Consider the following 26,678-nt stretch of genomic DNA (forward strand, 5'->3'; position numbering starts at 1 on the left):
CGTGGCGCTACAGGACCGCATCCTCGGCCGGGTCAACGACTTGATCGTCAGGCGACCCACCGGCGTCGTCGTGGCCTTCCTCCTCGTCACGGCGCTGTTTGCCCCCGGACTAGCGACCATCTCGACCGAGGCTGGGACCGAGCAGTTCACGCAGGAAAGCCCCGCCCAGACCGCGCTCGACCGGGTGAACGAGGATTTCGGGCCGACGTTCGACTCCGAGGGAGGCAGTACGCAGTTGATTCACCGGGGGCGAAACGTCCTCTCGAAACCCGAACTGCTGCGGATGCTCCGGGTCCTCGAACGCCTCGACTCCCGCGAGGAACTGCGGGTCGAATCGACGAGCAGTGCCGCGAGTACGGTCGCCCGCACGCTCGACCCGTCGGCGACGACGCTCGACGCCCAGATTCGGGCGATAGAGTCCGCCTCGCCGGGTGAAATCGACCGCGCGGTCCGGGCCGCCGCCGACCAGCCGGGGTTTCGAACGCAACTGAGCGAAGACTTCAACCCCGAATCGGCCTCAGCGTCGGCGACCATCGCCGTCGTCCAGCATCGCATCCCCGGCGGCGTCGACGAGACGGCCGGGATGGGGGCCGACAGCCCGCTCACCTCGATTCAGCTCAGGGCACAGCGCGTCGTCGCGGCCATGGGCGGCGACATCGTCGTGTTCGGGTCGGGACTCGTCGCCCGGGAGTTCTCGGCCATCATCTTCGACTCGCTGTTCATCGTCGTGCCCGCGGCGGTGACGCTCATCTTCGTCTTCCTCGTGTACGCGTACCGGAATCCGGTCGACCTCGTGTTGGGACTGCTCTCGCTGGTCATGACCGTCGTCTGGACGATGGGCTTTCTCGGACTGGTCGGCATCCCGTTCACGCAACTGCTCATCGCAGTGCCGCCGCTGTTGCTCGCGGTCGGTATCGACTTCGGCCTCCACGCGATCAATCGGTACCGCGAGGAGCGAGCGACGGGGGCCGACATCCGACAGTCGATGGCGCTGGCAAACAGACAGTTGCTCGTCGCGTTTTTCATCGTCACCGGGACGACGGTCATCGGCTTCAGCGCCAACACGGTCAGTGACCTCGGCCCGATTCGGGAGTTCGGCATCGTCGCCGCCTTCGGTATCGTCTTTACGTTCCTCATCTTCGGCATCTTCCTCCCGGCGGCGAAGGTCACCGTCGACGAACTGTTCGACTCACTGGGGATCCCGATGCCGTTCCAGCGGCCGCTCGGCAGCGAGGGGACGCCCCTCGGTCGCGTCCTGCCGGTCGGCGTCGCCATCGCCCGACGGGCACCGACCGCGTTCGTCGTCCTCGTCCTCCTCGGATCCGTGGGGGCGGGGTACTACGGCACCGGCGTCGACACGGCGTTCTCACAGGACGACTTCCTCCCGCCCGAGGACAACCCCGACTACCTCGAAGAGTTGCCCGAACCCTTCCGACCGGGCGAGTACACTGTCACGGAGCGGACGAACTTCCTCGAAGCGAACTTCGAGGCCGCACAGGGCGACACCGTCGTCGTCTACGTACAGGGGCCGATGCGACAGGACGACGCGCTAGAGTCCATCCAGCGAGCGAGCCAGCACCCACCCGAGTCGTTCGTCGCGTCGGACCGCGAGGCGGACTCGCAGAGTATCATCGGGGTCGTCCGGTCCCACACGAACGACTCGTCCTCGTTCGCTCGCCTCGTCGACCGGAGCGACGTGGACGACGACGGCATCCCCGACGACAACCTCGAAGCGATATACGACGCCCTCCTCTCGTCGTCGGCCCGCGACCGCGCGCTCCAGTTCATCACCGAGGACCTTCGCAGTACCCGAGTCGTCTACACGACGAAAGGAGACGCCGAACAGGGGGCGATCACCCGCGACGCGCGTACCGTCGCGGACCGCTACCGATTCGAGGCCACCGCTACCGGCGCAGCCGTCGTCTTTCAGGACGTGGCGGACGCGATACTCGCCTCGGCGGTCCAGAGCCTACTCATCGCGTTGGTCCTGACCGCGCTCTTTCTCCTCTTTATCTATCATGTTCTCGTCGACCGGGTCTCGCTCGGGCTTGTCAACCTCGTCCCTATCCTCGTGACCATTGCCCTGCTCGCCGGGTCGATGCGGTACTTCGACCTCCCGTTCAACGCACTCACCGCGACGATACTCTCTATCTCGCTCGGCCTCGGCATCGACTACTCCGCGCACTTCGTCCACCGGTTCGCCGACGAATACGAACTCCGTCTCGACCGTGCAGACGGTGAAACCGGGACCGAGACGCCGATGGCTGCCGTCTTCCCGGCGCTGACGGCCACCGTCACCGGCACTGGCGGTGCGCTCACCGGAAGCATGATAACGACCGTGAGCGGTATCGGCGTCCTCGTGCTGGCAATCACGCCGATACTCGGCCAGTTCGGCGTTCTCACGGCCTTGTCGATTCTCTACTCGTACCTCACCGCGATGGTCGTTACGCCGAGCGTCATCGTCGTCTGGGCGCGGTTCGTCGGGTGACGGCACCGGAGGCACTGTCCTCGCAAACGACCTCGCCGATCGACTCGACGCAGTCAACGAACGACTGGACGGACTCGCTCTCGGTGAGAGCGCCCTCAGCGACGAGAGGGTCGCTGGCCGGGACTGGGTCCGCCCTCGGCGACGTCGCCCAGACCGCTGGGGAGGACGACGCACGAAACGGTATCGAGACCATGTTGGAAAGCGTCAGTGCGGCCGAACGGGAGACGCCCGAGCGGGTCGGTCCCGTCGGACTGCTCAAAGCGTCACGTGATCCGGACGTCCAGCGCGGCCTCGGCTATCTGCTTGCGATAGCGCGGTCGATCGGCCGGGCTCAGACCGAATGACAACCGGTCTCACCGGTTTCGCGGTCGGTGCTACCGACTTCGGTTACTACTCCGGAGAGAAATCTCCGATAGCCTCGTTCAGACCCTCGAAGAAGCGATAGACGTCGTCGTCGGCGTCGACTACTTCCGTTTCTTCCGTAGCTCCTCTGCCCGGAGTTCCCCCTTCGCGTGCCACGTGCGGGGGCGACACGCCACGACGAGTGCGGTGCCATAGAACACCGCGACGACACCGATGATAGCGCTGCCCGGGATCATCCCGATAGCCGCAGATGTGATCCACGACTCGGTCGAGAAGGCCGTAATCCGAATCAGCCAGGCGACCAGCAGGACGGCGAACAGCGGGAGGTACACACGCCGCAGTCGGTGCGCTATGGCCTCTTCCGCCGTTATCTTCAGGGTTGGTGTCCGGTAGTCTTCGCCCAGAGACCCACGCCAGTCTTCGTCTTCGACGCCGCTCGCGGGATCGAGACCATACGCCCAGACGTTTTCCTGAATCGTTCGAACCCGCGTCCGCCAGATATCGTACCCACGGTAGCGGCGTGACTCGATGACGAGGAAGACCGTGAGCGTCGCGATACCCACGAGGATGATGTAGTGGGGGTTGTCGGGACTGGAGAACGCCCACGTGATGAGCGCCGCGATGACGATGACCGCCCAGTTGGTGGTGCGGTCGAGGCGTTCACGCCAGAGTTTCATCCGATGGATTTCGCCACGATAGAGGTGGGCCATCGCAGAACTCGGCCCCATATCCTCGTCGAGCATCCCGGAACCGACGTGTGGTGACGCCGCCGCTTGCTCACCGTCTGTCTCGTCAGTCGAAGATGCAGTCATCCTTTGTTCCCTGTAGCGCTATTCGTCATCGGCCGCCGGAAGGGCATCTAGAACCCGCTCGAAGCGTGCACGAACCTCGTCCGCAACCGCGTCGAGGTCCGCCCCCTCGACGGCACCGAGGAGTACGTGCGGGTCGACGGCGCTGACGCCGACCGTTCCGTCGTCCTCCTCGTAGACGATGACGTTACACGGCAAGAGCGCGCCGAGACGCAGTTCCGTCTCGAGTCCCTCGTGCGCCAGCGAGGGGTTGCAGGCACCGAGAATGCGATAGCGCCGGAACTGGTCGTCCAGATCGAGTTTCTCCGCGAACGTCGCTCGCACGTCGATATCGCACAAGACGCCGAATCCTTCGTCTTCGAGGGCCGCAGTCGTCTGGTCGACGACATCGTCGAACTCGCCGGCCACGGCCTTGTCTATGGTATAGGACATACTGTACAATTCTCTTGGAAGGTCTTATGGGTTGTGTTCAGTTCGTGGGCGCTCTCGTCGTCACCGGGTCAGACGAGGAGTTGAATATCGGCTTCAGCCATGTCCTGTATCGCGGTCGCCGCACCGACGCCGGTAGTGACGCCGTCGTAGAAGTCGTCCTCGTCGTAGTCCATCAGTTCGATGGTCATCTGACAGGCCTGGAACTCGACTCCCATGTCGAGGGACGTATCGATGAGTTCCTCGATGGTCGCCGTGTCGTTGTCGTCGATTCGCTTCTCCATCATCTTCGTCGTCATCTGATCCATCCCGGGAAGAGCGGCCAGTGCATTCGGGATGGGCATGTTGGGGTTGCCGACCGAACTCAGTTTGAGGTTCTTCGACCGCTCTTCGTGGAGAATGTCCAGTCCCCAGAACGTGTGGAAGACGGTCACCTCGTAGCCGAAGGCTGCGGCCGTACTCGCGAGGATGAGTGGGGGGTACGCCATATCCAGCGTCCCCTTCGTCGCGATGATCGACATCTTCTGTGTGTCGTCCTCGCTCTCGGTCCGGGCCTCGGCTAGCTGTTCCTCTAGTTGCTCGACGCGCGCAGCCAACTCCGCGCGTGACGGCGCGTCGTCGACGGCTGCGTCCTGTGTGTCGGTACTCATCGGTGTCGAATCACTCCGTCACGCGGACGTAGTGCTTGTAGACGCCGTCACCCTCGACTTGATCGAGCAGTTCGACGCCGCTGGTACCAGCAGCCCAACCGTCGATGTCACTCATGCTACCGGAGTCCGTCGCGAGCACTTTCAGGACCGCACCCGCATCGAGGTCGTCAACGGCGGACTTGGTCTTGACTACTGGCATCGGGCACGATGCACCTTTCACGTCGAGCGTCTCCGTGATATCGAATTCTGCACTCATAGTTTTGATCGCTCCGTCTATCTGTATTGGAGCTATCACACAATACCGGTCGAGTGGTTAAAAGAATGTTGGTTCTTGTCTATACTACAAACATTCGATTCCTCGTTATCTCCCATAAAGTGTGTTTTAGGCCTTGATTGATGCCCTATCCCCCTGCTCAGTGTTATTCGGGCATAGAATATTGTGCAACTTGTGGTTTTCTATGCAAACCCTTTTGTACGTCAGTCCGGTAGGTGGGAGTGTACGATATGAACGCTGAAGACTTCCCGACACCAGCTGTCGAAGTCGAAACGATCGCTCCCGAACGGTTGAAAGACCGCATCGACGCGGGCGAGGAGATCGTGCTCCTCGACGCGCGCATGCAGTCCGACTACGAGGAGTGGCGCATCGACGGCGAGACCGTCACCTCGATCAACGTCCCGTACTTCGAGTTCCTCGAAGACGACATCGACGAGGACATCCTCGATCGCATCCCCGACGACCGCGAAGTGACCGTCCTGTGTGCGAAAGGCGGTGCCAGCGAGTACGTCGCGGGCACGCTCGCGGAGCGCGGCTACGACGTCAACCACCTCGAAGACGGCATGAACGGCTGGGCGAGCATCTACGAGACCGTCGAAGTAACTGACTACGACGGCGCCGGCACGCTCCTCCAGTATCAGCGACCGTCCTCGGGCTGTCTCGGCTACCTCGTCTACGACGACGGGGAAGCCGCGGTCATCGACCCGCTGCGTGCCTTCACCGACCGCTACCTCGAGGACGCCGAGGACCTCGGCGTCGACCTGATATACGCGCTAGACACCCACATCCACGCCGACCACATCTCGGGCGTGCGCGACCTCGACGACGAGGGCGTCGAGGGTGTCATCCCCGAGGCCGCGGTCGACCGCGGCGTCACCTACGCCGACGAACTGGCATCCGCGGAAGACGGCGACACGTTCCAGGTCGGCGACGCCACCATCGAGGCCGTCTACACGCCCGGCCACACGACCGGGATGACCTCGTACCTCGTCGACGACAGCCTGCTGGCGACCGGCGACGGGCTGTTCATCGAGAGCGTCGCCCGCCCCGACCTCGAAGAGGGCGATGACGGTGCGCCCGACGCGGCACGGATGCTCTATGAGTCACTACAGGAACGCGTTCTTCCGCTCCCCGACGGGACGCTGATCGGAGGTGCCCACTTCAGCGACGCTGCCGAGCCCGCTGACGACGGCACCTACACGGCCCCCATCGGCCGGCTCGTCGCGGAGATGGACGCGCTCACGATGGACGAACAGGAGTTCGTCGACCTGATCCTCTCGGACATGCCGCCGCGGCCGGCCAACTACGAGGACATCATCGCGACGAACCTCGGGCAGAACGCTGTCGACGACGACGAGGCGTTCACCCTCGAGCTCGGGCCGAACAACTGCGCTGCGAGCCAGGAATCCCTCGCGGGTGACTGACATCGCCGATGGTGACTGAGCTACTCGTCCTGCAGCTGGCCGCCGAGCTGTTCCCCAACGGGATCAGTCGCTACGCTATCGGCGGCCTGCTGGTCGGGCTCGGTGCAGTCGTGATCTACGTCGGAACGGGCATCCCGGCGGGCGCGAGCACGTTCCTCGAGTCGACGCTGTCGTACGTTTCAGACCAGTCGCGGTTCCAGCAGTACGTCAGCTCACGTGACTGGCGCGTCGTGTTCACGCTCGGCATCGTCCTCGGTGCGGCAGCGTTCGCGGCGACGGTCCAATCCGGCGTCGTCGCGACGTCGCTCTACGAGCCCGGAACGACCGGCCAACTGTATGAGGTCGCCGGCGTGACCCTGTGGCTGACCGACGTCCAGCCGTGGCGGCTGTTCTTCGGTGGCATTCTCGTCGGGATCGGGACCCGAATCGGGAAGGGCTGTACGTCCGGCCACGGAGTCTGTGGCGTCGGTTCGGCGTCGAAGACGTCCATCGTCGGCGTGGCGACGTTCCTGCTTGTCGCCATCGGAACCGCCCAGCTCGTCGCAGCGCTGGGGGTGAGCCCGTAGATGGCCGACCGCCATCCCCTGTTCAAGCCGCTGATCTTGGTCGGCGGCCTGATCTTCGGGTTCGGGCTCGGCTTCAGCCACATGGCGCGTCCGGAGGTCGTGCTGAACTTCCTCCAGTTCGAGGACTTCGGCCTGCTGTTCGTCATGTTCGGCGCGGCCATCGTCTCCGGCATCGCCTTCGCGGTGATGCCCGGGATTCGAGACACCGCACCGCTGACCGGCGACCGGTACGAACGGCGGCTGAAGCCGTTCGACCGGAACGTGGTCGTCGGTGGCGCCATCTTCGGCGTCGGTTGGGGGCTCTCGGGCATCTGTCCTGGGGCGGCCTACGCCAGCCTCGGCGTCGGCAACGTCACCATCCTCTGGGCGCTCGCCGGCATGTTCGTCGGCGCGTACCTCCAGGGCTACTGGCGGAGTCGGAGCCAGACACGCGACACGGCCCCGACAGGCGCAGACTAACTCACGTGTTCACATGGACCCCGCCCTCGTCGTCCTCTCTGTCGGTGCAGCGCTGGCTAGCCTGTTCATCGCGTGGGTCACCGGCGCCGACCGAGGGCCCGGCGCGTTCGGGAACGACCGTGGCGGCGTCGGTCGTCGCCAGCAGCGAGCACCTCCGGCGACGGTAGTACGTCGGCGTGCCGTGGGCCGGGCTCGCACATACAGGCGGCAACTACATCTACGCTGGACTGCGTCTCGGATACCGCCGGTACAGAGCGGTTCGCTTTGTCCCGGAGTGCTGTCAGAGGCACGCGATGCCAACCCCCGTCGTCCACGTCGGCGGGGTATCGCATCGTGAAACAGTCCGGTAGTACTGACGCTATAGCAACGGTTATCTACACGTTCAGTGTAGCTCCGCGTAGGACTCCACTCAGTCACCACACTCACTGTGGACCCGTGCCTCTGACAGCACCGACTGGCTGGACTCCACTTGCTACGCACCGAGCGACGGCGCCGGATGGCCGGGCGGCCCGTCATCGCTGCTCACCGCCGTCGACTTCGTGCCGGTCGACGAGGACGTCGAGGTTCTGGGAGCGCCGACTGTGGTCGATCGGATCGGCGTAGCGCTGCCAAGGTCGACCGAGAATGGTTACAAACCCATCAAGCGATTCATGGCTGCGACGACGTCGAAGGATTTCGGGCCCCGGTTCCTCTACTTCGCGTTCGCCTGCCTCTTGAGTCGATTTGGCGGGCGGTTGATCTACCCGTTCAAATCACGCCGACTGACGAGTACGCCCGACCGTGACGGCGGATAATACGCTGCCGCTGCTGAAGAAGGCGGGAATCGGGTAGAAAGCCACCCAGTCCGATCGAATACCGCTTTTCGGAGTGGCAACACTAGTAGCAGCCCCGAGAAGTGCCGAAATGGTCGATACTACGATAAGAAAGAGTGCCTGAGAGCCGAGTTGATGCAGTTCCTGCTCACTGATTCGGCCGAACCCACGCAGTCGCTAAACCCACTGTAGTCTCAACTTCCCACGCCGCCACGATAGGTATAGCGTTCAGCGGTTTACAGGGGGTAGAGACGTCCTTCTAGTAGCTGCCTAACGGTGATCTGTCCAGCGAGCGGCTCATTTGTTCTTCATGCCGTATCCCCACCGGCGCAGCACGGCTGCGGGCGTCGACCCTTCGGCTCCGGCGACGAGCATCGCTTCGACGACGTCTGTCTTGTAGACGTCTTCGTCGAATTCGACCTCCATCTGGTCGACAGTGTTGTCGATGAGTTCCTCGGTGGTGTCCTGCAGGAACATCGGCTGTTGGGTTCGTAACTCCTTGACGCTGTCACGGCGATACTTGTAGGGCAGTTCGGAGACTGTGTCCACCGACCCGGCCCCACGCCTATCTGTAGTGGTCGTCTCGGCCCGTTCAGTGGTGCGCGACGGTCGGCGCTCGTCGTCTCTTTCGGTCTCAACTGCCGACGACTCGGCCTGTTTCTCTGCTGGCCCGTCGTCTTCGACGGGGTCGTCGGCGAACGGGTCGTCACCGGTGCCCGACTTCATGCTGTCGCCTCCACGGTTCCGTGTAGCTGCCGACTCAGAGACCGAAGCCGCTCTAGCGTTGCGAGTTCGTAGTCCCGTTCACGGTCTCGGTGCTCCTCGATGTACTTGAACGCCGAGCACTGCTGGCGCCAGCACCCCTCGAACAGCGACCCGCGCTCGTTCAAGACCACCGGGACGTCGTACCCCTTGTTCTGAATCTCTTCGAGCATATCCTGCTGGTCGTTCGTCCCCGAGAAGTTGTTCGGGACGATGGCCAGTACGCCGACGTTGATACCGAGGTTTTCTTCGAGCCCGGGAACCAGGTCTTCGAGACCGTCGACGCTCTTGAAACCCTTCCCGCTGGGCTCGAACGGGACGACCAGCGAGCGCGTGGCGTGAATCGCGTTGTAGAGTTTGACGTCGGCCGTCGCCGGTGGGTCGATGATGAGCGTATCGTAGCGGTCTTGGACGTCGTTTTCCCGGAGAACGCGCAGTAACTGGACGTTTCGGTTCCAGTTCTCACCGAAATCGTTTGCTTCCTCCTCCCGTCGCTGGAGGTGTTTACCCAGCATCGAGAGGCTGTTGTGGGCGGGAATCACGTCGACGCCCTCGCTCGGCCTGATGAGGTCGTCGAACTCCCCACGCGGACGTTCGACGAGGTGACGGACCAGCGAATCAGCCGAGCTATCGTCTCGCTCGTCATCGACGTCAAGCAGGTACGATATCGAGGCTTCCTGTGGGTCGAGGTCGATGACTAAAACGTCGCGCCCGTCACGAGCAGCGGCGACGGCGAGGCTCGCCGCAAGTGTCGATTTTCCGACGCCGCCAGCTTCGGAATACGTCGTAAAGGCCAGCATACCAGTATCGTTGTACCAGGGGACTATAAAACTCAGTCAGACGGTATAGCGAGATAGTATATCTAAGCAGCATAGCTAAACTGTATATCTGAACAATATCGCCGAACCATATATCTGGACAATATAGTCGGACGGGATAGCTAAATGGTCGGGCCATTCAGCCCAGCCAGAATGAACGCATATACTATCTCGCTGAACGGCTCGGCTGTATCGTATCGCTGGCAGGCATATCCAAACAGAACAGCCAGACCGTATGTTTGAGACGTCCAGTTAGACATCCGACTTCGAAGAGCTAACTGGACGGAAAGAGACTGACGCCGACCGGTGCTGACAGCTAGGCGCCGACGACGATGGCACGAGGGTCGACCGACCGCATCGAGCAATGGCTCGAAACGAGGGCGCTGAACGAAGGGTGCCTAAATCACTAAGTCAGTGCAACGAATCGGTTTCTAGGGATGGAGGATAGAGATCGGGCAACCAAAGCGCGAACCCACCTACACGAAATGGCCACCGGAGAGCACGAGAACGAGGAGGTGCGAGACAGCTATCGACAGGCGCTCACAGCGGTCGAGACGCTGATAGATCAATTATCGGAGGCCACAACAGGACGCGACCGGAGCGAATCGCCCGCCGAACCACCGGATAACTGGGAAGACGACAAAGACTGGGAAGAAGCGCTCGGTTCGGCGTACGAGAAGGCGGGAATCGATCGTTCGACGGGGACGATCACGACGAAAACGATCGACGACCGCGACTACTACTACCTGCAGTGGCGAGAGGGAGATGCAGTGAAGAGCCAGTACGTCGGACCGGTCACTCCCGCCTGAGCGGCACAAATAACCACGACACCCCACAAACGAGCATCTTCCATGGCGGAAAGAACAGCTATCGATCAGCAACGCAACGACGGCCGCCTCCCACGGTGTCATCCGTCGGGACGATTGTCGTGGCTTTCGAACCCGTCGCCGGTCACGTCTGCGAGTTCGCTGGCCTCGATATGTGAGTCCATCTGCGAAGAGATACCCGGGCCTTCGTGTCTGAACGCCGGCTGTGGGGCCTCGAAGCCAACGATCCGATAGCGAAACTCACCCACGCCTCGGCAGGCACCGTGTGGAGTCAGATACTCCTTGTCTCCCTCGACATGGATATTGCCGGCCTCACAGATCCGTTTGAGGACGCTCCGGACGCCAGTGACCGATATCGACGGTGGTAGTCCCCGCCTCACGCACGACATCGAGGACAGCCACATCGACCGCCACGCGTCCAGAATCTGTGCGTGGAGCGAGGAGGCGTGGAGCGTCGGAAACACGGGCCACGAGTCGACCGGAGGGTCGAGAATTCGCTCCCACTGTTCGATGGACGGGTGTGCCTAGTCGGGAAGCGGCATGTGTTCGCGTTGCTGGTCTTCCGAGGACCTGAGTCCGGTGTCGGCGAGGTCGACGTCGGCCCACCGTCGCACGATGTGACCGGCCATATCGACGTAATTCCCCGAACCGTCGAGTTTCTCGTGTCCGCGACGAAGTGTTCGATGGCCGTTGAAAGGGTCTATCGCCCGTCAGTTGAAGGAGCCTTCTGTCGATACTATTCGTGGTCACCGTACGGCGTGGGACCCTAAAACCAGTGTACATTGCGGAATAGTGCATAGTAGGACTATTGCGGCGCTACTCGCTAGACTGCGGTACAGTTTGGTAGTTATAAATCATATCGTGCTATACGGAGGTGTGCGATTTTGGACCCGACAACCTCGGAGGTTGGTACACAGCGAACGAGAACTGGCGTGAAATGAGAGTGTCTCAGGGCGAATCGACAGTCACTGAGTCCACAGATCGGTGGCGTTCGACAGCACTCGGTGTTTGAGGTCGAGTAGGCCCCTTCAATCGGTATTCTGGATAAAGCTATCGCCCACGATCAGGCAGACCGACGCTCGTGAGTTCGCACTGCTCGCTGCGTTCCAGAACCCCGAGAAGGTCGCCGAGTTGATGGAAGACGGTGGCTTTGGCGCGTTGGGTTGAACCACTGTAGTCGTACGGGACGATTCGAGCGATGCTTGCAGGCAGTTCGTACGTGTCGACGGTATCGACGGACAACACGATAGCGTCAAACGAGGGATTGAACGCTTCGTAAAGCTCGAACTGACTGGTTTCGTCCACGACAGTCGAGTCGAGCCAGCACTGTTTCGCTAGCATGAAATACAACAATTATTGATAAACTATTAAATATAAATAAATAACTTTAGAATATTACAAGCCTGGGGGAGAAACACCCTATCGACCCACCTGTTATGTCTTTTCGCGTCGGACATATCGACCCACCCGTTATGTCTTTTCGCGTCGGACAATCGCTTTGGGGGCGCGCGCGTGAGACTACCACCAACTCGATTGGAACGTCGTGACAGACAACGGCTGTGATAACTACTCACGCGTCCTCGTGCGCCTCCGTGAGGTCGAAGAGTCAGCGAAGATCATCGCCCAGTGCGTCGACCTCCTCAGGGATTGGCCCGAAGACGGCCGCGAAATCTACCGCGCAGTTGAGGGTGCGAAGGGGGTACTCGGTATCTATATCCGTACCAACGGCACCGACAAGCCCGCGCGGTTCAAGATCTGAAGCCCCTGCTTCTCGAACCCCACGCGCTTCCCGAAATGGTCGAAGACGCTCACGTCCCCGACCTGATTGCGACTCTCGGGAGTCTCGACGTGATCCTCGGCGAAGTCGACCGGTAAGTTCCGTGGGAACTGACGTTTTCCGGCCTCCTACGGCGCTGGCGTAGGGGTGAGCCACGGGTGCAGAGTGGAACTGAAAGTGGTTCAGTGGTCGCTGACTGGCTGGCATATTGTTTAGTGCATTGACATCAATGGTCTAGTATGCGGGGGAATCGCCATCCCTGGAAACGGCTGCTACGCTGGCTGGTTGCGGTGCTCGCCCTGTACGGGAGCGTCGCGCTCCCCTCGCTGTACGGCGATTTCCTCTGGTTTGCCGCCCTGGACTACGAGTCAGTGTTTCTCACGATCCTCGCGTACTGGCTCGGGCTGTTCGTCCTGACTGCGGGGATCAGCGCCCTCGTTCTGTACGGCAGCTATCGCATCGCTACGCAGAACCTCCAGCGCAGTGGCGCTCGCCCGCCGCCGTGGCGCTATCGAGCGGCCATCATCGTCCTTGCTGTGCTCATCGGTCTCGTCTACGCCTCCGCGTGGGATACCGTCCTCCGGTTCATCCATGCGACGTCCTTCGACATCGCCGACCCGATCTCCGGACTGGATGTTGCCTTCTACGTCTACACCCTGCCGTTCTTGAACCTCATCGTGGGGTATCTCGTCGTCGTCACCGCGGCGGGACTCGGCCTGTCGATGGCGCTCTACGGCCGCGAGTTCGTCGCCACCACTGGCCAGGGCGACGAGGAATCTGCTGGTGGGACCGTCACCTACGATCCCTGGGCCTACGTGTCGTATCTCAGAGCGTACGCCTATACACACATCGTGAGCTACATCGGCGTCCTGCTGGTTCTGCTGGGGGTCCTGTTCTTCCTCGACCGGTACGAGCTCCTGTTCTCTCCCCGCGGTGTCGTCTTCGGGATGGGTGCCACCGACCGGGCCGTGTTCTTGCCCCTGCTAGGATTGCTCACGGTAACCTCCCTGCTCGGCGGCCTGGTAGTCCTCGCCAGCAGATGGATGCCAGACGCCCGTGCAGTGTACGTGCCCATCGCCCTACTGATCGGGTTCTTACTCCTTGGGCACACCGCCGGCGCCGTCTATCAGGAGTTCGTCGTCGAGCCGGACGAACTCAACAAAGAAGAGCAGTATCTCGAACACGAGATTAAGTTCACCAACAGAGCCTACGCGCTCGATCGCATCGAAGAGCGGCAGTTCCCCGTCTCCGACACGCTCACCAGAGGGCATATCGACGACAATCCGGGGACCATCGACAACGTCCGGTTGTGGGATCCTCGGCCACTCCTAACGACGTACAACGAACTCCAGATCTTCCGGACCTACTACCAGTTCACCGACGTCGACATCGATCGGTACGAAGTGGACGGTCAGAAGACGCAGGTGATGGTCTCTGCCCGCGAACTCGAATTCCAGGCGCTCCCACCCGAATCCCAGACGTGGGTCAACCGACACCTCGTGTACACGCACGGGTTCGGGGTCGCCATGTCCCCGGTCAGCAGTGTCACTGCAGACGGCTTACCCACGTTCTACATCAAGGACATCCCGCCGCAGTCGTCGGCTGGCATCAACGTCACCCAGCCACGCATCTACTACGGGGAGACGACGACCGACTACGCCATTGTCAACACGAACACTCGCGAACTCGACTACCCGAGTGGTGGACAGAACGTCTACACGTCCTACAAGGGCGACGGCGGCATCCTGCTTGACTCGGCGCTCCGGGAACTGGTCTACTCGATCAAGTTCCTGGACCCGCGGATCGTCCTCTCGGATTCCGTGACCTCGGAGTCACGATTGCAGTTTCACAGGGACATCCAGACTCGGGCCCCCACCATCGCCCCCTTCCTCGAGTACGACCGTGACCCGTACGTGGTGGCGTCGAACGGGAAGCTCTACTGGATCTACGACGCCTACACGACGACCGATACTTACCCGTACTCCGACCGGGTCCGGTTCAAAGGTGACCGGGTGAATTACGTCCGCAACTCCGTCAAAGTCGTCGTCGACGCACACACCGGCGAGACCACCTACTACGTCGCAGAACCGGACGATCCACTCATTCGGACCTACCGGAAGGCCTTCCCGGGACTGTTCAAGGATTTCGAGGAGATGCCCGCTGGCCTCCGCCAACACGTGCGGTATCCCGAGGATGCGTTCCGGGTGCAGGCACAGCAGTACCTCACGTACCATATGAAGGACCCACGGGTGTTCTACAACAAAGAGGACGCCTGGCGCATCCCGAACGAGGTGGCCCGGGGCGCGGAGCTTCCGATGGACCCCTACTACATCATCATGACGTTCCCCGGGGCAGACGATCCCGAGTTCGTCATGATCCAACCGTACATCCCGGAGGGACGACAGAACATGATCGGCTGGCTTGCCGCCCGGTCGGACCCGCCGAACTACGGGACGCTCAAGGCGTTCCGCTTCTCGAAACAACGGCTGATTTTCGGGCCGATGCAGATCGAGTCCCGAATCGACCAAGACGCCGATATCTCCCAACAGATCACCCTCTGGTCACAGGCCGGGTCCTCGGTCATCCGCGGGAATCTGCTGGCCATCCCGATCGGTGACACCATCATCTACGTCGAACCGCTCTTTCTCGAATCCCGGGAGCAGGGGGCACTGCCGGAGCTCAAGCGGGTCATCCTGGTCCACGGCGACCGGGTGACGATGCAGCCGTCGCTCGAGCGAGCCATCGCGGTGCAGGCCGGGGTGGCCAGCCCCGCGGCGCCGAGCCCCGGTGCCGGCCTGTCGCCGGCAGAACTCGACCGGGCCCGAACGCTGTACGACGAGGCACAGGCGGCCTTGCAGCGCGGCGACTTCGAGACGTATGCCCAGAAGATCAGTGCCCTCGGCGAATTGCTCGAGGCGTCCGACGCCCAGCAAGAGGGGAACACGACGGGGCGATAGCGGCGCAGCGGGCACGCCTCGAATCAGCCAGGCGGCCCTGTGTGGTGGTTGCTCGTCTCAGTCAGACCGACACCGTCTAGGTGGTCCGGGTCGTCCAGCGCTCGTTCGAGGTCCCATTCGGTCGCCGGCAGCCAGTGACACGCCCCGAGCAGGTGGGCGTCGCCCGTCGCAGCCAGGGCGACGTCGAAGACCGATGAGGGGGCCGGACCAAGCGACTGGACGTGCTCGACGAGTACTACGCTGCACACGAGGTGTATTCGGACTTGGAGCGAACACACACATTGATTCCCACGACCCTTGGTCACGACGGTTCAGTACGCGTAATCACTACGACTTGGTCGATCCGTTCTGTCTGGTGGTGACCACATGGCAGGCCGACGGCTCCTTCCAGACAACTCCCGAGCATCCGCCGACCGATCCCGAGCGTTACGTTGCTCCTCTGTCTCTACCGATTCGTCTCCTCATCGGTTGCCGAAGGGGTCGTCGCTTACCCAGAGCAGCGCGATCGGAGCGTCGACTGCACGCAGGTCATCGAGGGTGAACGCTGCCTCGGGGCGCGCTCCTCGCAGTCTCAGCGCCTGCCGGCGACGTGTAGTCGAACTCGTCAGATTGCGTAAGAGTGCTCGGAACATGTTGAAACTCGTTAAACTAAACCCGACCCTTACGTACGCATAAAAACTATACCAGCCGAAACATACTACCAGCACGTTATGTTCGAAGAGTTTGAGCAGGAATATATCGAGACCGACAGCGCCGATATCGCTCTTCGACGAGGAGGTAACGGCCCACCATTGGTATTGCTCCACGGATACCCCGAAACGGGGGCAATGTGGCATGAGGTCGCACCACAACTAACCGACCAATTTTCGGTCGTTATACCTGATCTCCGTGGGTACGGCCGCAGTAACGGGCCAGTGTCCCCCTCGACAGCAGATTACTCGAACCGGGCGATGGCTGAGGACGTAGTCACTGTCATGAACGAACTTGGTTACGACCGGTTCCAAATGGCTGGTCATGATCGCGGCGGTCGGGTCGCCTATCGTCTCGCACTTGATCATCCTAATCATGTCGAGCGTCTCGTTACCTTAGACATGATTCCGACGCTAGAATCAGTTGAGCGGATGACGTGTGAAGCAGCATTGGTGAGATATCACTGGTTTTTTATGGCCCAGCCCCACCCGTTCCCAGAAACACTCATCGGAACCGATCCCGAGTACTATATTGAGTACATGCTTGGGAGGTCCGGACTCGATATCTTTGCCGATGAGGCACTTAACGAGTATCGCGAATGCTTTGACGACGATGACGTTATTCGTGCCACTTGCGAGGATTACCGTGCTGGGTTTAGCATCGATCCCGGACACGACCGGGCAGACAGAGAAGCGGGGAATCAAATCGAGTGTCCGATGTTAGCGCTCTGGGGTGAGACTGGTTCACGGAAAGGACGACCGACGGATATACTCGGAATTTGGGAGTCATGGGCAAAGGATGTTCGAGGTCACCCTCTCGATTGTGGCCATTACTTGCCTGAAGAGGTACCGGACGATGTGGCACGTGAACTCAGGTCGTTTTTCCAAGGGGGATAAATGGATTTTCACTGGCTAATGGCGTGGTTTTCGGGGTTAATATTGACGATGTAATGGTCAACGAGAAATCCTACTGGACCACTCCAGATTGAAAAAGTTCAGATATTGTTGGTTCTGAGTATCCAGCGTCTGTGAGTATGGAACACGTATCCTCACCAAGTTCGGGAACTGACTCACACGTTTGACGTGATGACTCTGAGAATTCAATAGGGAAGCCGACTCTCTTCTATCTTACTCTCTTTTGTTTCTAACTCTCCCTTTTATTCTGTATATATTCCTCTACCTTGGATATATTTTGTCCGAGTTCAGATGAACCACGAATTTTAGATTCTATTTGGGCTAGCTCGGCGTTGATACTGTCTTTCTGGGCTTCTAACTCCCTAATTTCTCTTTAATTTCGTCTGTGTCGACGTCGGCGTATTCACCGTCTCCGTGGACGACGTATTCGTGGTCGAACGCGTCGTTCTTCTCGAGTGTCCCATGGGACCGAAAGCCGCCAGTATAGACGGTGAGCGACTCCTGCTGGCGGTCGGTCAGCAGGAGTCGAATCGTCGGCGGCTTTCGCTGGGAGCACGTAGCGGCGCTACTCCCGCGATCGACGAGAATGAACACGGGGATTGTCCTTACTGTGCGTTCCGCGTCCACGCGTGGAGAGGCCACCGAGCGCGAAGTAGTGGTTACGACGGTTCAGACACCACTATAACCACGAACGACCGAACCAAGCGCTAGATGGCCAAACTCCCACTGAGGTGATTCAGAACTAGACAGTGTCTCGCTATCTGTTATCCAAATCAAACACGACCAATGAGACGCCCTCTTTTTTCAGGACTCCGAATATCCACGGTCCTGATGCTGGATGACTGGGTCTGCGTTCTCGAACTCTCTGAGATACTCGAGAAGTCGATCTCTCAGGTTGGTCCTCACGTCTCGGTAGTTCGGTCGACCGGCAAGGTTGACGTGCTCGGCGGGGTCCTCCCAGAGATCGTAGAGGTAGCGTTCAACGTACGTGTCGCTCGCTGGATCACCATTCCCGCCGCGCCAACCGGCTGTTTTCGGAGCTGCGACGGCGTACTTCCATCTATTGGTCCGAATCGCTCTACCGATCTGAGACTCGCTAATTTGAATGAATACGTCACCGTTTTCGTCGGGTTCGTCACCCCTTACGACGGGCAGTATACTGTTACCGTGTAGTTCTTTATCTATCTGCAATCCCGCAGCATCCAGCAACGTGGGTGGGAGATCGATAATACTTCTTGGATTCTCTATGTTATTACTGTTTTCAAACCCGGGACCGGACAGTATCGCTGGTACCCTGACAGCAGACTCATGGGCTGTGCGCTTATACTCGCCTGGCCGTGTCCGGAAGTGGCAACCGTGGTCGGAGGTATAGGCGAAGACTGTGTTCTCACGAATGCCGCGGTTGTCAAGTGCCGTTAGCAGATCGTCGACAGCCTCGTCCAATCGCTTGACCATCCCGTAGTAGTCAGGAAGTTCATCGTACCAGTCGCCAGGATATGGCTTAAGATCACTTGGCACGGAAGGGTTCGATCCGTATCGCTCAGCGTAGTCCTCTGGCGCGACAAACGTCCACATATCGTTCTGATGGTGTGGCTCGAGATAAGAGACGACAAGAAAGAATGGCTCCGACAATGTGTCCAGTGCCTCGATACCGAACTCTGTGAAGGCGTCTGTCCGGTACGTGTCAAACGTGATTTCATTCCCCGCTTCATCGTAGAGGTAGCCCTCGGTCGGATGGGAAGTGAACTCTGGAACGTCAGCCGCCCGCCAAAAGTCGGTGTATCCACCACGCTGCGACTCTGGAACCGGATCTTCGAATGTCCCAGAGAGGTACCAGCCGCCCACGAAGCCGACGTCGTATCCTGCGTCAGCAAACCGCTCAGGGAGTGTCCGTATTTTTTCATCAAGGGTCAGTCCACCACGCCAGACACCGGTCTCGGTCGCAAACATCCCTGTCTGGAAGGTGGCTTGGAACGGTACACAGGCTGGTTGTGGTGTTATCGCCTGCTCAAGTACCGTCCCACGCTGTCCGAGGTCGTCAAGGGTTGGCGTAAGGTCCATTGGAGAATTGTAGAGTCCCAGAGTGTCCCATCGTTGCTGGTCGGTCAGCACGGCCAGCACGTTGGGCTGTGACACTCGATCACTCATCTGTGACCTCCTTTCCTGGCGCATCCGAGGACACGTTGCGTCAGAACCAGGTCAGCGTTCATTGTATCACCTTGCCCCTAATCGAACTGGCTGTACTGCCAACGATACTCGGATAGTCGTACTCCGACGACTCTGCACGCATTCGGTCGGCGGGCCCCGAGATCGTCACTGCCCCGATAGCGTTCCTGTCAGCATCGGTGATCGGTCCCGCGATACAGTGTCGTTCCGGATTGAACTCGCCCATGTCGTGAGCCAGTCTGTCATCCCGGACTGACTGTAGTTCATTACGGAGGGCATCTTTGTCGGTAATCGTGTTCTCGGTGTAGTCCGTCATTTCGTAATTGTCCAAGATTGCTTCCCGTTTTTCTTCTGGCAAATAAGCGAGAATTGCTTTCCCACCGGCAGTAGCAGGTAGTGGCACGTGCTCCCCCTCGAACAGTTCTGTTTTCGGTTCGACTTCGTCTCTAATTCGAACGAGATACACACCTCGGTTCCCTTCTTTAATCATGATGCTGGCAACTTTTCCCGTCGCTTCCGCTAACTTCTTCAGCGGCTTATGCGCAACCTTGTATAGCCTCATACGGGCGCGTACACCCCCGCCCAGTTCCATGAACCGGACACTCAATCTGTACCGCCGGTTTTCTTTGACGACGTAGCCGAGTCGTTCGAGTGTTGTGAGGTGCTTGTGGATCGTCCCACTCTGCAGCGATAGTTCGTCGGCCAATTCACTGACACCGACGGACTCACGCCCTGCCATCGCGTCGATAACACGGAAACTTGTCACTGTCGTCCGAGCGACGGGGTCCTCAAATTTGTCCGGGTTCGGGATTGATTGTCTTGACACATCGTAGCGATCAGTTGCCAGCACAATAAACGTATTCATATATTGTGAAGAATCCCCTCTTTCGGCAGAAGTCAGCATCCTTCGGAACCAGTAATCGACGTTAGAACAGCCTACGTAGAGCATATCGACGGCTTGTGACTCTATTCATATATCGTGAAAACACGGTCTCTCCGCCAGAAGTCAGCGTCCTTCGGAACCAGTAATCGACGTTAGAACAGCTTACGCCTACGTAGAGCAGATTGATGGGTTCGTAATCCCGAGAACCGACACTACACCGACTGACTCTCGCCGATTGACTCGGTTCCGGGCCGATCGCTGTCGGTGGGCAGCTGCCCAAATCAGAATAATGGATGTACCTGTGTTACTCCAATAGCGGTGTCGTCGTCTACAGGGCAATCGTTGCCCTGTAGACCCGCTCAGTCCGAGTCTGCCATACAATCTATTCATGATATATGAATGCAGACGCTGTCAACACAATTCCTTGTGATGTCGTATCGTATCAAGCTATTCATTATCGTCCTGACTCAGATAACCGTTCGAATACGTTCGTGTGGGCCAAGACTGGCACAGCCGTTATTCATGATACGTGAATGCTTACTCGGGAATGATCTACGACCAAGGACAAAATGGTCTGTGAGCGCTCAACGAACGAGACTGTTCAAAACGGATTCGCTGTCGGTGGCGCGTCGGTTATTCGAGTCGCGGGAGGTACGCTTCGTTGGCGGCGAGCAGTTCTTCGGTCATCTCGTGAATCTCCGGCAGGGTCAACTGGGCTGCCGTGAGCGGGTCCTGTTTGACCGCGCGGTGGATCTTCTCGCGGTCGTTCTCCAGTGCGCCTTCGACGGCGAGTTGCTGGACGGCGACGTGTTGCTGGGGGAAGGTGCGGACGGAGTTGGGGAGTTCGCCGACCGAACACGGGTGGAGGCCGGTGCCGTCGACGAGGACGGGGACCTCGACGCAGGCGTCGGTCGGGAGCGACTCGATGGCGTTGGTCTCGTTGCTGACGTTGAGGTTGAACCGGCGGGTCGTATCCGTCTCGATGGAGTGGATGAGCCGAGATGCGTACTCCTCGGAGCGTTCGACGCCCACTTCGTCCAGATCGACGCCCAGTTCGGGGTCGTCGCGTTCCTCAGAGCGTTCCTGCCACCCTCCAGGTACGTCGCAGTGGGCATCCGCTCGGCGTAGTCCGTGCCGGTCAGCTCCTCGATGGTGTCCTCGTCTGTCCGGAAGTACGGGACGTACTCGGACATGTGGTGGGAGGATTCGGTCGGGAAGTAGCCGAAGTGTTTCATCATCTCGAAGCGCACGGTGTCGCGCTCGTACGTCTCGGGGTCGTCGTAGGCCTCGCGGAGGTCGGGATAGACGCTCTCGCCGTCGTGTGTGGCTTCGAGGAACCACGCGACGTGGTTGATGCCGGCGACCCAGTACTCCAGTTCGTCCTCGGGGACGTCGACGTAGTCGGCGATGGCCTCGGCGGTGTGGGGGACGCTGTGACACAGCCCGACGGTCTCGATGTCCGTCGCCTCGAACATCGTCTGGCAGAGGATGGACATGGGGTTCGTGTAGTTCATCAGCAGGGCGTCGGGACACAACTCCTCCATGTCGTTGGCGAGGTCGAGCATGGTCGGGATGGTCCGCAGGCCGCGGAAGATGCCGCCCGGCCCGATGGTGTCGCCGATGGCTTGCTCGACGCCGTACTCCTCGGGAATGCGTATCTCGTTCTCGAAGGGTTCGGTGCCGCCGACGTTGATCATGTTGAGGACGTAGTCGGCGCCGTCGAGCGCTTCGACGCGGTCGGTGGTCGATTCGACCGTCGCGTCGAGGCCTTCGTTCTCGACCATCGCCTCGGCGACGCGGGTCGTCTGGTCGAGTCGATGCTCGTCGATGTCCATCAACGCGATGGTACTGTCGTTCAGGTCGTCGAACGAGAGGATGTCCCCCACGAGTTTCGTGGCGAACACCATACTACCCGCTCCGACGAAGGCAATCTTCGGCATGCATACTACCCTGTTGGTGAGGGGGTAATAAATGTATCCCTGCTGACCCTCCGTTCAGTAGAGAACCTGCGCGATTCAAAAATCTCTGTCGACGGCAGCACGGTTCGAATCTGCGGCTGATGGCTTCTCTATGTCAGCGCTCTGCTTCCGGCCTGTATACCTCCGTAATAGAGCTGTGATGGAGCTGATACTGACTGGACACCGGTCGGCTGTGTTTGGGAACTGGCCGACTGTAGGTGTATAATTCTATGCCAACGTAAAATATAAATGCCTACAATTAGTCTGTCGAGCCGGACAGACAATGTCTAAAAACCGTAGCATTAGCCGTCGGCGTCTAGTAAGTACGATCGGTGCGAGTGTCGCAGCAGGACTTGCGGGGTGCAGCGATTCCAGCGATCAATCAGAAGCAACCGACACGTCTGGTAAAGAGGGGAGCTCAAATAGTACTACGCAAGGTGAAAGACTCAACGTAGCGAGCTGGGGAGGTGACGTCGAGTCTGATATCGTTACGAGTATTCTCGAGGATTACGACTCTTCCAATCAGAATGTAAATGTGAAGTACCAGAACATTCCCTTCGGTGAATACTCGACCAAGCTGAAGACACAGTTTTCTGGGGGAACCGAACCCGAGGTCTTCTACTTAGCGTCGGGATCGGCGCTGCAGTATATGCAAAACAGTGCGCTACTTGCGTTGGACTCCTATGTCGAGAATTCGGATGGATACGCGTACGACGACATTCTGGACAATCTCCTCTCGGCGTTTCAGTATCAGGGGAAGACCTACGGGATTCCGAAGGATTTCACACCGGTTGGTCTCTTTATGAATGAATCTCACCTTGAGGAAGCAGGGGCGAATACCTCACCGGAGACCTGGAGTGGCTTTCGCTCCGCACTTGAGGCGGTTAAAACGAGTACGGACGTCGAGTACCCATTCGCGTTCGGAAGCAGGCCCCGAAACACCCTCGTTCAACTCATTTGGCAGAACGGTGGACGTATCCTCTCCGAGGATAACTCGGAATGTGTCGTCGGGTCTACGGCCGCTATCGAAGCACTACAGTACCTCCTTGACCTCCGTAGCGACGGGCTCGCGGCAATATATGGGAACGAAATCAGTCCGACTTGGGCTGCGCCCTCGCTCGGCAAAGAGAGGGTGACGGCCGCTATGACTGGTGCGTGGTCGATTTCGACACTGAAGGAAGAATATGGGTCTGTCTCTGACTCTCTCAAAGTTGCGAATCCGATGCCTATCCCGAACGGTGGTCAGCAATCGACGATAGTTTTCACAACGTCTTGGTCAGCTTCCGCACAGCAGGAAACCAAGCAGGCCTCGGCGGCCTTGATTAAGTCTCTCACCAGCAAGGAGGGCATGTGGAAGTGGACGAAAACCGGGACTGCACTGCCTGCACGGAAGTCACTGCTCGAAAAAGACTTTTACGACGACCGGCCGCTACTCAACGGCCTGGGTAACCTGGCAGACGACGGACGGCCATTCCTCTTCGGGATTCACCACTCTGAGGTCGTCAATACGGTCATGTCCGAAGTCGAAGGTGCGGTTACCGGCGCTAAGTCACCCGACGCAGCGTTGAAAGACGCTGAGCGCCAACTCAACAGTGACGTGTTCTAAAAACGATGGCAGACACCACACTTACCGACGTTAAGAAGCGCTTCGAGAGTGATGGGGACGACGTGGTCGCCGTTGACGAACTGAGCCTCGATATCAAGGACGGCGAGTTTCTCGTACTCGTCGGTCCGTCTGGGTGTGGGAAGTCGACGACACTGCGACTCATCGCTGGTCTCGAAACCATTTCCGACGGCGAAATCAAAATCGGTGACCACGTCGTCAACGATGTCAAGCCTAAAGACCGTGACATCGCGATGGTGTTTCAGAACTACGCGCTGTATCCTCAGCGAACCGCCCGCGGGAACATGTCGTTTGGGTTGAAGATGTCGACCGACCTGCCGGATGAAAAAATAACCGAGCGGGTCGAGGACGCGGCAGAGATGCTCTCGATCACGGACCTGCTCGACCGTCGTCCCAAGGCACTCTCCGGTGGTCAACAGCAGCGGGTAGCGCTAGGCCGAGCCATCGTCCGTGACCCGGAACTCTTCCTCATGGACGAGCCACTCTCGAACTTGGATGCAAAACTTCGGACACAGATGCGTACAGAACTTCAAGAACTCCACCAACAGCTCGGCGCCGCGACGGTATACGTGACCCATGACCAGACCGAGGCAATGACGATGGGCGACCGTATCGCCGTCCTCAATGATGGTCAACTCCAGCAGATCGGCACGCCGATGGAGTGTTACTACGAACCCGCGAACCAGTTCGTCGCTGGGTTCATTGGATCTCCCTCGATGAACTTTATCGAAGGGGTGTTCGTTGATGGGCTTATCCACTTGGACCTGTTCCGGTATCCCTCACTGACGAACAGCAGGCGGCGATCGAATCTGAAGACTCGAACTCGGTGACAGTAGGGATTCGACCGGAAGACATCGAACTCACCGACGAAGACGGGCCCCGAACGATGAAGATGGACGTCAATGTCGTCGAGCCGATGGGGAGCATGAATCTTCTGCACCTCGAACGGACTGGTGTCGAAATAACCGCTGCCGTCACCGGCGAACACATCGTCGACGAGAGCGACTGTGTTCGCGTCCGGTTCCCCGCTGATCGCGTCCATGCGTTCGACCGACAGACTGGCGCCGCCGTATTCAACCGTGAGCGGAGTGCTGATCGGCCATCGGGGATTCTCAGTAGAGAGGAGGTGCCTAGCCATGGCCGTTGATGACAAAACCGACTCTGTCACTGTCCGAAAGAGAGTCACTCGGTTCAAGCAGTCCCTGCCCAGTTTCGGACATGCCGATCAGAACAACCTCGCCGGGTTGCTTCTCATTCTCCCGAACTTTGTGGTTTTCTCCCTGTTCCTCTTAGGACCGGTACTGTTCGCGCTCTTTCTCTCCACACAAAATTGGAACGTGTTCACAAGTTCGGGAGAGTGGGCGTGGACGACGCTCTTCGGCGTTCGTCTTCCCATCCAGAACTACGTCGAAGTCTTGACTCCGTGGCCTTGGGAGAACAATTGGGCGTCACTGCGGAGTCCGTCGTATAACCTCTGGTGGTTCGCGCTTCGGAACACCATCGCGTATGTCGTCGTCGTCGTCCCTACACAGATTATTGGTGCCTTCCTCTTGGCACTTGCACTCGATATGCGCATCCGTGGAAAGAAACCACTCCGGGCAGCTTACTTCATGCCTGTGATGCTGACGTCCGCCGCAAGCGGCGTCATTTGGCGGTGGCTGCTCGCGAACAAAGGCGTGGTCAACGAGTTCTTGCGCCCGTTCGGGCTCGCGAATGCGTGGGCGAACGATCCGGGGACGGCACTCGGAAGTCTCATGCTCATCGGCCTCTGGGGCGGTATCGGATTCAATATGATCTTCTATCTAGCTGGGCTCCAGAGCATCCCCGAGGAGCTCTACGAAGCCGCGCGCATCGACGGTGCAACTGGTTGGCAACGAATCAAAGAGGTCACGTGGCCCAACCTACGGAACACACACTTCTTCGTCATCGTGCTCTCCATCATCGGCACCTTCCAGGTGTTTGGTATCGCGCTCGTCTTCGCGAAAGGTGGCCCGTATCACGCGACGACGACTACTGTCGTTCTCATCTACAAGACAGCCTTCGAGAACAGTAGTTACGGGAAGGGAGCGGCGATGGCGTTTATGTTGTTCGCTATCGTGTTCGTGTTCAGTTATTATCAGTACCAGCTCAACCAACAGAATGAGGTGTCATACTGATGCCACGCTCGAACTACGACTATCCCGGATACGAACGGTCGGGCACCACCTACTGGACGAAGACTACGCTCCTCTACGCTGGAGTTATTGGCGGAGCACTTCTCTGGTCACTCCCGTTCTGGTGGATGCTAGCGACATCTGTAACGGCGAATCCATCGGCGGCATCGATTAAACTGCTGCCATCGAACCCCACACTTGATCACTACGAGACGCTGTTCAGTACCCAACCAATCGGCAAGTGGTTCTTCAACACTATCGTCTTCGCGGGCTCTGTCACTGCGTTCAATCTCATCTTCGACAGCCTCGCCGGCTATGCACTTGCAAAGGTGGATTTCATCGGCCGGGAGAAATTTTTCCTCCTTTTCATGTCGACGATGATGATACCCGCGATGGTGACTCTTATCCCAGTGTACGTATTCCTCGCCAAACTCGGTTGGGTGAATACCTACCAAGGACTCGTTGCACCGATGATAGCCAATCCAATTGGCATCTTCCTTTTGCGACAGCATTTCAAAGGGATGCCATCGGCACTTGGTGACGCTGCGAAGATTGATGGATGTAACGAACTGCAGACATTCTACAAAGTATACCTGCCACTGGCAAAGCCAGCACTCGCAACGTTGGGTATCTACACGTTCATCATGACGTGGAACAACTTCCAGTGGCCACTCATCATTGCCAGCGACGACTCCATGTATACCCTTCCAGTTGCGCTATTCAGCGTTCGAAATCAGTTCTTTACCGAATGGGGACTCGTGATGGCCGCGGCGGCAATCATCGTGATGCCGGTGATACTCGTCTTCCTTTCGGCCCAGCGGTACTTCATTCGAGGAATGACCCTCTCGGGTGTCAAGGGCTGACTGGTCCGGTCG

Annotated in this window: 22 protein-coding genes and 7 pseudogenes; 16 read left to right on the top strand and 13 right to left on the bottom strand. The window is 59.2% G+C overall.

Annotated features, from left to right (window positions below; translation table 11 throughout):
- The first annotated feature begins 1 nt into the window (after nucleotide 1).
- Both G9465_RS20860 and G9465_RS20865 read left to right on the top strand, forming a co-directional pair.
- Nucleotides 2–2,488, top strand: a complete 2,487-nt coding sequence (locus G9465_RS20860) for an RND family transporter (RefSeq protein ID WP_166974059.1) — start codon at nucleotides 2–4, stop codon at nucleotides 2,486–2,488.
- Nucleotides 2,489–2,571: 83 nt separating this feature from the next.
- Nucleotides 2,572–2,832: a DUF1641 domain-containing protein gene (locus G9465_RS20865; protein ID WP_394353988.1), complete on the top strand. Its 261-nt coding sequence runs from the start codon at nucleotides 2,572–2,574 to the stop codon at nucleotides 2,830–2,832.
- A 120-nt stretch (nucleotides 2,833–2,952) separates the two neighbouring features.
- Here G9465_RS20865 and G9465_RS20870 read toward each other — a convergent pair whose 3' ends face one another.
- From G9465_RS20870 to G9465_RS20885, 4 genes are all read right to left on the bottom strand, one after another.
- Complete coding sequence (locus G9465_RS20870) at nucleotides 2,953–3,663, bottom strand: DUF2270 domain-containing protein (protein WP_166974062.1); 711 nt, start codon at nucleotides 3,661–3,663, stop codon at nucleotides 2,953–2,955.
- Between the two features lie 18 nt (nucleotides 3,664–3,681).
- On the bottom strand, nucleotides 3,682–4,092 hold the full coding sequence (locus tag G9465_RS20875) for a DUF302 domain-containing protein (RefSeq protein ID WP_166974065.1): 411 nt from the start codon (nucleotides 4,090–4,092) through the stop codon (nucleotides 3,682–3,684).
- Nucleotides 4,093–4,160: 68 nt separating this feature from the next.
- Entirely contained in the window at nucleotides 4,161–4,739 is a 579-nt protein-coding gene (locus G9465_RS20880) for a DsrE/DsrF/DrsH-like family protein (protein WP_166974068.1), read from the bottom strand.
- A gap of 10 nt (nucleotides 4,740–4,749) precedes the next feature.
- The gene (locus tag G9465_RS20885; RefSeq protein ID WP_166974071.1) at nucleotides 4,750–4,995 is read right to left on the bottom strand and encodes a sulfurtransferase TusA family protein; all 246 of its coding nucleotides are present in this window, start codon (nucleotides 4,993–4,995) and stop codon (nucleotides 4,750–4,752) included.
- Nucleotides 4,996–5,243: 248 nt separating this feature from the next.
- On the opposite strand from G9465_RS20885, the gene G9465_RS20890 reads away from it, so the two are divergent.
- Genes G9465_RS20890 through G9465_RS20900 form a run of 3 tightly spaced genes read left to right on the top strand, consistent with a single transcriptional unit; the run spans nucleotide 5,244 to nucleotide 7,462 of the window.
- On the top strand, nucleotides 5,244–6,437 hold the full coding sequence (locus G9465_RS20890) for an MBL fold metallo-hydrolase (protein WP_166974074.1): 1,194 nt from the start codon (nucleotides 5,244–5,246) through the stop codon (nucleotides 6,435–6,437).
- Nucleotides 6,438–6,445: 8 nt separating this feature from the next.
- Nucleotides 6,446–7,003 (top strand): YeeE/YedE family protein, encoded by a 558-nt coding sequence (locus tag G9465_RS20895; RefSeq protein WP_166974077.1) that lies wholly within the window; start codon nucleotides 6,446–6,448, stop codon nucleotides 7,001–7,003.
- Nucleotides 7,004–7,462: a YeeE/YedE family protein gene (locus G9465_RS20900; protein ID WP_166974080.1), complete on the top strand. Its 459-nt coding sequence runs from the start codon at nucleotides 7,004–7,006 to the stop codon at nucleotides 7,460–7,462.
- 1 nt (nucleotide 7,463) lies between these two features.
- Here the strand turns inward: G9465_RS20900 and G9465_RS20905 are convergent, their stop codons facing one another.
- Complete coding sequence (locus G9465_RS20905) at nucleotides 7,464–7,673, bottom strand: hypothetical protein (RefSeq protein WP_166973129.1); 210 nt, start codon at nucleotides 7,671–7,673, stop codon at nucleotides 7,464–7,466.
- Between the two features lie 409 nt (nucleotides 7,674–8,082).
- Here G9465_RS20905 and G9465_RS20910 point away from each other — a divergent pair.
- Nucleotides 8,083–8,293: pseudogene (locus tag G9465_RS20910) on the top strand (transposase); the annotation flags it as partial.
- A gap of 278 nt (nucleotides 8,294–8,571) precedes the next feature.
- On the opposite strand, the gene G9465_RS20915 reads toward G9465_RS20910, so the two are convergent.
- Nucleotides 8,572–9,000, bottom strand: a complete 429-nt coding sequence (locus tag G9465_RS20915) for a hypothetical protein (RefSeq protein ID WP_166974083.1) — start codon at nucleotides 8,998–9,000, stop codon at nucleotides 8,572–8,574.
- The gene (locus G9465_RS20920) at nucleotides 8,997–9,836 is read right to left on the bottom strand and encodes a ParA family protein (protein WP_166974086.1); all 840 of its coding nucleotides are present in this window, start codon (nucleotides 9,834–9,836) and stop codon (nucleotides 8,997–8,999) included. Before G9465_RS20920 ends, G9465_RS20915 begins: the two co-directional genes overlap by 4 nt.
- Before the next feature lie 455 nt (nucleotides 9,837–10,291).
- On the opposite strand from G9465_RS20920, the gene G9465_RS20925 reads away from it, so the two are divergent.
- Nucleotides 10,292–10,663, top strand: a complete 372-nt coding sequence (locus tag G9465_RS20925) for a hypothetical protein (RefSeq protein WP_166973131.1) — start codon at nucleotides 10,292–10,294, stop codon at nucleotides 10,661–10,663.
- 98 nt (nucleotides 10,664–10,761) lie between these two features.
- On the opposite strand, the gene G9465_RS20930 is transcribed toward G9465_RS20925, so the two are convergent.
- Nucleotides 10,762–11,145, bottom strand: a complete 384-nt coding sequence (locus tag G9465_RS20930; protein ID WP_166974089.1) for a hypothetical protein — start codon at nucleotides 11,143–11,145, stop codon at nucleotides 10,762–10,764.
- A 598-nt stretch (nucleotides 11,146–11,743) separates the two neighbouring features.
- Between G9465_RS20930 and G9465_RS25815 the strand changes: the two are divergent.
- From G9465_RS25815 to G9465_RS20945, 3 genes and pseudogenes are all read left to right on the top strand, one after another.
- Nucleotides 11,744–11,848, top strand: a pseudogene (locus tag G9465_RS25815) (acyl-CoA dehydrogenase); the annotation flags it as partial.
- 352 nt (nucleotides 11,849–12,200) lie between these two features.
- Nucleotides 12,201–12,556, top strand: a pseudogene (locus G9465_RS20940) (NADH-quinone oxidoreductase subunit C); the annotation flags it as partial.
- 141 nt (nucleotides 12,557–12,697) lie between these two features.
- Complete coding sequence (locus G9465_RS20945; protein ID WP_166974095.1) at nucleotides 12,698–15,415, top strand: UPF0182 family protein; 2,718 nt, start codon at nucleotides 12,698–12,700, stop codon at nucleotides 15,413–15,415.
- 23 nt (nucleotides 15,416–15,438) lie between these two features.
- Here the strand turns inward: G9465_RS20945 and G9465_RS20950 are convergent, their stop codons facing one another.
- Nucleotides 15,439–15,663 (bottom strand): hypothetical protein, encoded by a 225-nt coding sequence (locus G9465_RS20950; protein WP_166974098.1) that lies wholly within the window; start codon nucleotides 15,661–15,663, stop codon nucleotides 15,439–15,441.
- 462 nt (nucleotides 15,664–16,125) lie between these two features.
- Between G9465_RS20950 and G9465_RS20955 the strand changes: the two genes are divergently transcribed.
- Nucleotides 16,126–17,001 (top strand): alpha/beta fold hydrolase, encoded by an 876-nt coding sequence (locus G9465_RS20955; RefSeq protein ID WP_166974101.1) that lies wholly within the window; start codon nucleotides 16,126–16,128, stop codon nucleotides 16,999–17,001.
- A 405-nt stretch (nucleotides 17,002–17,406) separates the two neighbouring features.
- Here G9465_RS20955 and G9465_RS20960 read toward each other — a convergent pair.
- Nucleotides 17,407–17,659, bottom strand: a pseudogene (locus tag G9465_RS20960) (IS1595 family transposase); the annotation flags it as partial.
- A 16-nt stretch (nucleotides 17,660–17,675) separates the two neighbouring features.
- Here G9465_RS20960 and G9465_RS20965 point away from each other — a divergent pair.
- Nucleotides 17,676–17,765, top strand: a pseudogene (locus tag G9465_RS20965) (IS6 family transposase); the annotation flags it as partial.
- Nucleotides 17,766–17,823: 58 nt separating this feature from the next.
- On the opposite strand, the gene G9465_RS20970 reads toward G9465_RS20965, so the two are convergent.
- The 3 genes and pseudogenes from G9465_RS20970 to melA all read right to left on the bottom strand — a co-directional run bounded on the left by G9465_RS20970 (nucleotide 17,824) and on the right by melA (nucleotide 22,008).
- Nucleotides 17,824–19,167, bottom strand: coding sequence for a sulfatase-like hydrolase/transferase (locus G9465_RS20970; RefSeq protein WP_166974104.1), 1,344 nt, complete (start codon nucleotides 19,165–19,167; stop codon nucleotides 17,824–17,826).
- A gap of 58 nt (nucleotides 19,168–19,225) precedes the next feature.
- The gene (locus G9465_RS20975; RefSeq protein WP_166974108.1) at nucleotides 19,226–20,134 is read right to left on the bottom strand and encodes an IclR family transcriptional regulator; all 909 of its coding nucleotides are present in this window, start codon (nucleotides 20,132–20,134) and stop codon (nucleotides 19,226–19,228) included.
- A gap of 567 nt (nucleotides 20,135–20,701) precedes the next feature.
- Nucleotides 20,702–22,008 (bottom strand): annotated as a pseudogene (gene melA / locus G9465_RS20980) (alpha-galactosidase).
- Between the two features lie 301 nt (nucleotides 22,009–22,309).
- Between melA and G9465_RS20985 the strand changes: the two are divergent.
- The 4 genes and pseudogenes from G9465_RS20985 (at nucleotide 22,310) to G9465_RS21000 (ending at nucleotide 26,666) form a co-directional block, all read left to right on the top strand.
- Nucleotides 22,310–23,632, top strand: a complete 1,323-nt coding sequence (locus G9465_RS20985; RefSeq protein ID WP_227015794.1) for a sugar ABC transporter substrate-binding protein — start codon at nucleotides 22,310–22,312, stop codon at nucleotides 23,630–23,632.
- 5 nt (nucleotides 23,633–23,637) lie between these two features.
- Nucleotides 23,638–24,797, top strand: a pseudogene (locus G9465_RS20990) (ABC transporter ATP-binding protein).
- Complete coding sequence (locus G9465_RS20995; protein ID WP_166974114.1) at nucleotides 24,787–25,806, top strand: carbohydrate ABC transporter permease; 1,020 nt, start codon at nucleotides 24,787–24,789, stop codon at nucleotides 25,804–25,806. Before G9465_RS20990 ends, G9465_RS20995 begins: the two are co-directional and overlap by 11 nt.
- A complete protein-coding gene (locus G9465_RS21000; RefSeq protein ID WP_166974117.1) occupies nucleotides 25,806–26,666 on the top strand; it encodes a carbohydrate ABC transporter permease in 861 nt (286 codons plus the stop codon). Before G9465_RS20995 ends, G9465_RS21000 begins: the two co-directional genes overlap by 1 nt.
- Nucleotides 26,667–26,678: the final 12 nt, after the last annotated feature.

It is taken from the genome of Haloarcula sp. JP-L23 (assembly GCF_011602445.1).
GTDB lineage: Archaea > Halobacteriota > Halobacteria > Halobacteriales > Haloarculaceae > Haloarcula > Haloarcula pellucida.

What these genes read in the sequence shown, in the direction of transcription:
- G9465_RS20870 (WP_166974062.1), bottom strand. Translation starts at nt 3,663, where the DNA reads ATGACTGCATCTTCGACTGACGAGACAGACGGTGAGCAAGCGGCGGCG.
- G9465_RS20875 (WP_166974065.1), bottom strand. Translation starts at nt 4,092, where the DNA reads ATGTCCTATACCATAGACAAGGCCGTGGCCGGCGAGTTCGACGATGTC.
- G9465_RS20880 (WP_166974068.1), bottom strand. Translation starts at nt 4,739, where the DNA reads ATGAGTACCGACACACAGGACGCAGCCGTCGACGACGCGCCGTCACGC.
- G9465_RS20885 (WP_166974071.1), bottom strand. Translation starts at nt 4,995, where the DNA reads ATGAGTGCAGAATTCGATATCACGGAGACGCTCGACGTGAAAGGTGCA.
- G9465_RS20890 (WP_166974074.1), top strand. Translation starts at nt 5,244, where the DNA reads ATGAACGCTGAAGACTTCCCGACACCAGCTGTCGAAGTCGAAACGATC.
- G9465_RS20895 (WP_166974077.1), top strand. Translation starts at nt 6,446, where the DNA reads ATGGTGACTGAGCTACTCGTCCTGCAGCTGGCCGCCGAGCTGTTCCCC.
- G9465_RS20900 (WP_166974080.1), top strand. Translation starts at nt 7,004, where the DNA reads ATGGCCGACCGCCATCCCCTGTTCAAGCCGCTGATCTTGGTCGGCGGC.
- G9465_RS20915 (WP_166974083.1), bottom strand. Translation starts at nt 9,000, where the DNA reads ATGAAGTCGGGCACCGGTGACGACCCGTTCGCCGACGACCCCGTCGAA.
- G9465_RS20920 (WP_166974086.1), bottom strand. Translation starts at nt 9,836, where the DNA reads ATGCTGGCCTTTACGACGTATTCCGAAGCTGGCGGCGTCGGAAAATCG.
- G9465_RS20925 (WP_166973131.1), top strand. Translation starts at nt 10,292, where the DNA reads ATGGAGGATAGAGATCGGGCAACCAAAGCGCGAACCCACCTACACGAA.
- G9465_RS20945 (WP_166974095.1), top strand. Translation starts at nt 12,698, where the DNA reads ATGCGGGGGAATCGCCATCCCTGGAAACGGCTGCTACGCTGGCTGGTT.
- G9465_RS20955 (WP_166974101.1), top strand. Translation starts at nt 16,126, where the DNA reads ATGTTCGAAGAGTTTGAGCAGGAATATATCGAGACCGACAGCGCCGAT.
- G9465_RS20970 (WP_166974104.1), bottom strand. Translation starts at nt 19,167, where the DNA reads ATGAGTGATCGAGTGTCACAGCCCAACGTGCTGGCCGTGCTGACCGAC.
- G9465_RS20975 (WP_166974108.1), bottom strand. Translation starts at nt 20,134, where the DNA reads ATGCTCTACGTAGGCTGTTCTAACGTCGATTACTGGTTCCGAAGGATG.
- G9465_RS20985 (WP_227015794.1), top strand. Translation starts at nt 22,310, where the DNA reads ATGTCTAAAAACCGTAGCATTAGCCGTCGGCGTCTAGTAAGTACGATC.
- G9465_RS20995 (WP_166974114.1), top strand. Translation starts at nt 24,787, where the DNA reads ATGGCCGTTGATGACAAAACCGACTCTGTCACTGTCCGAAAGAGAGTC.
- G9465_RS21000 (WP_166974117.1), top strand. Translation starts at nt 25,806, where the DNA reads ATGCCACGCTCGAACTACGACTATCCCGGATACGAACGGTCGGGCACC.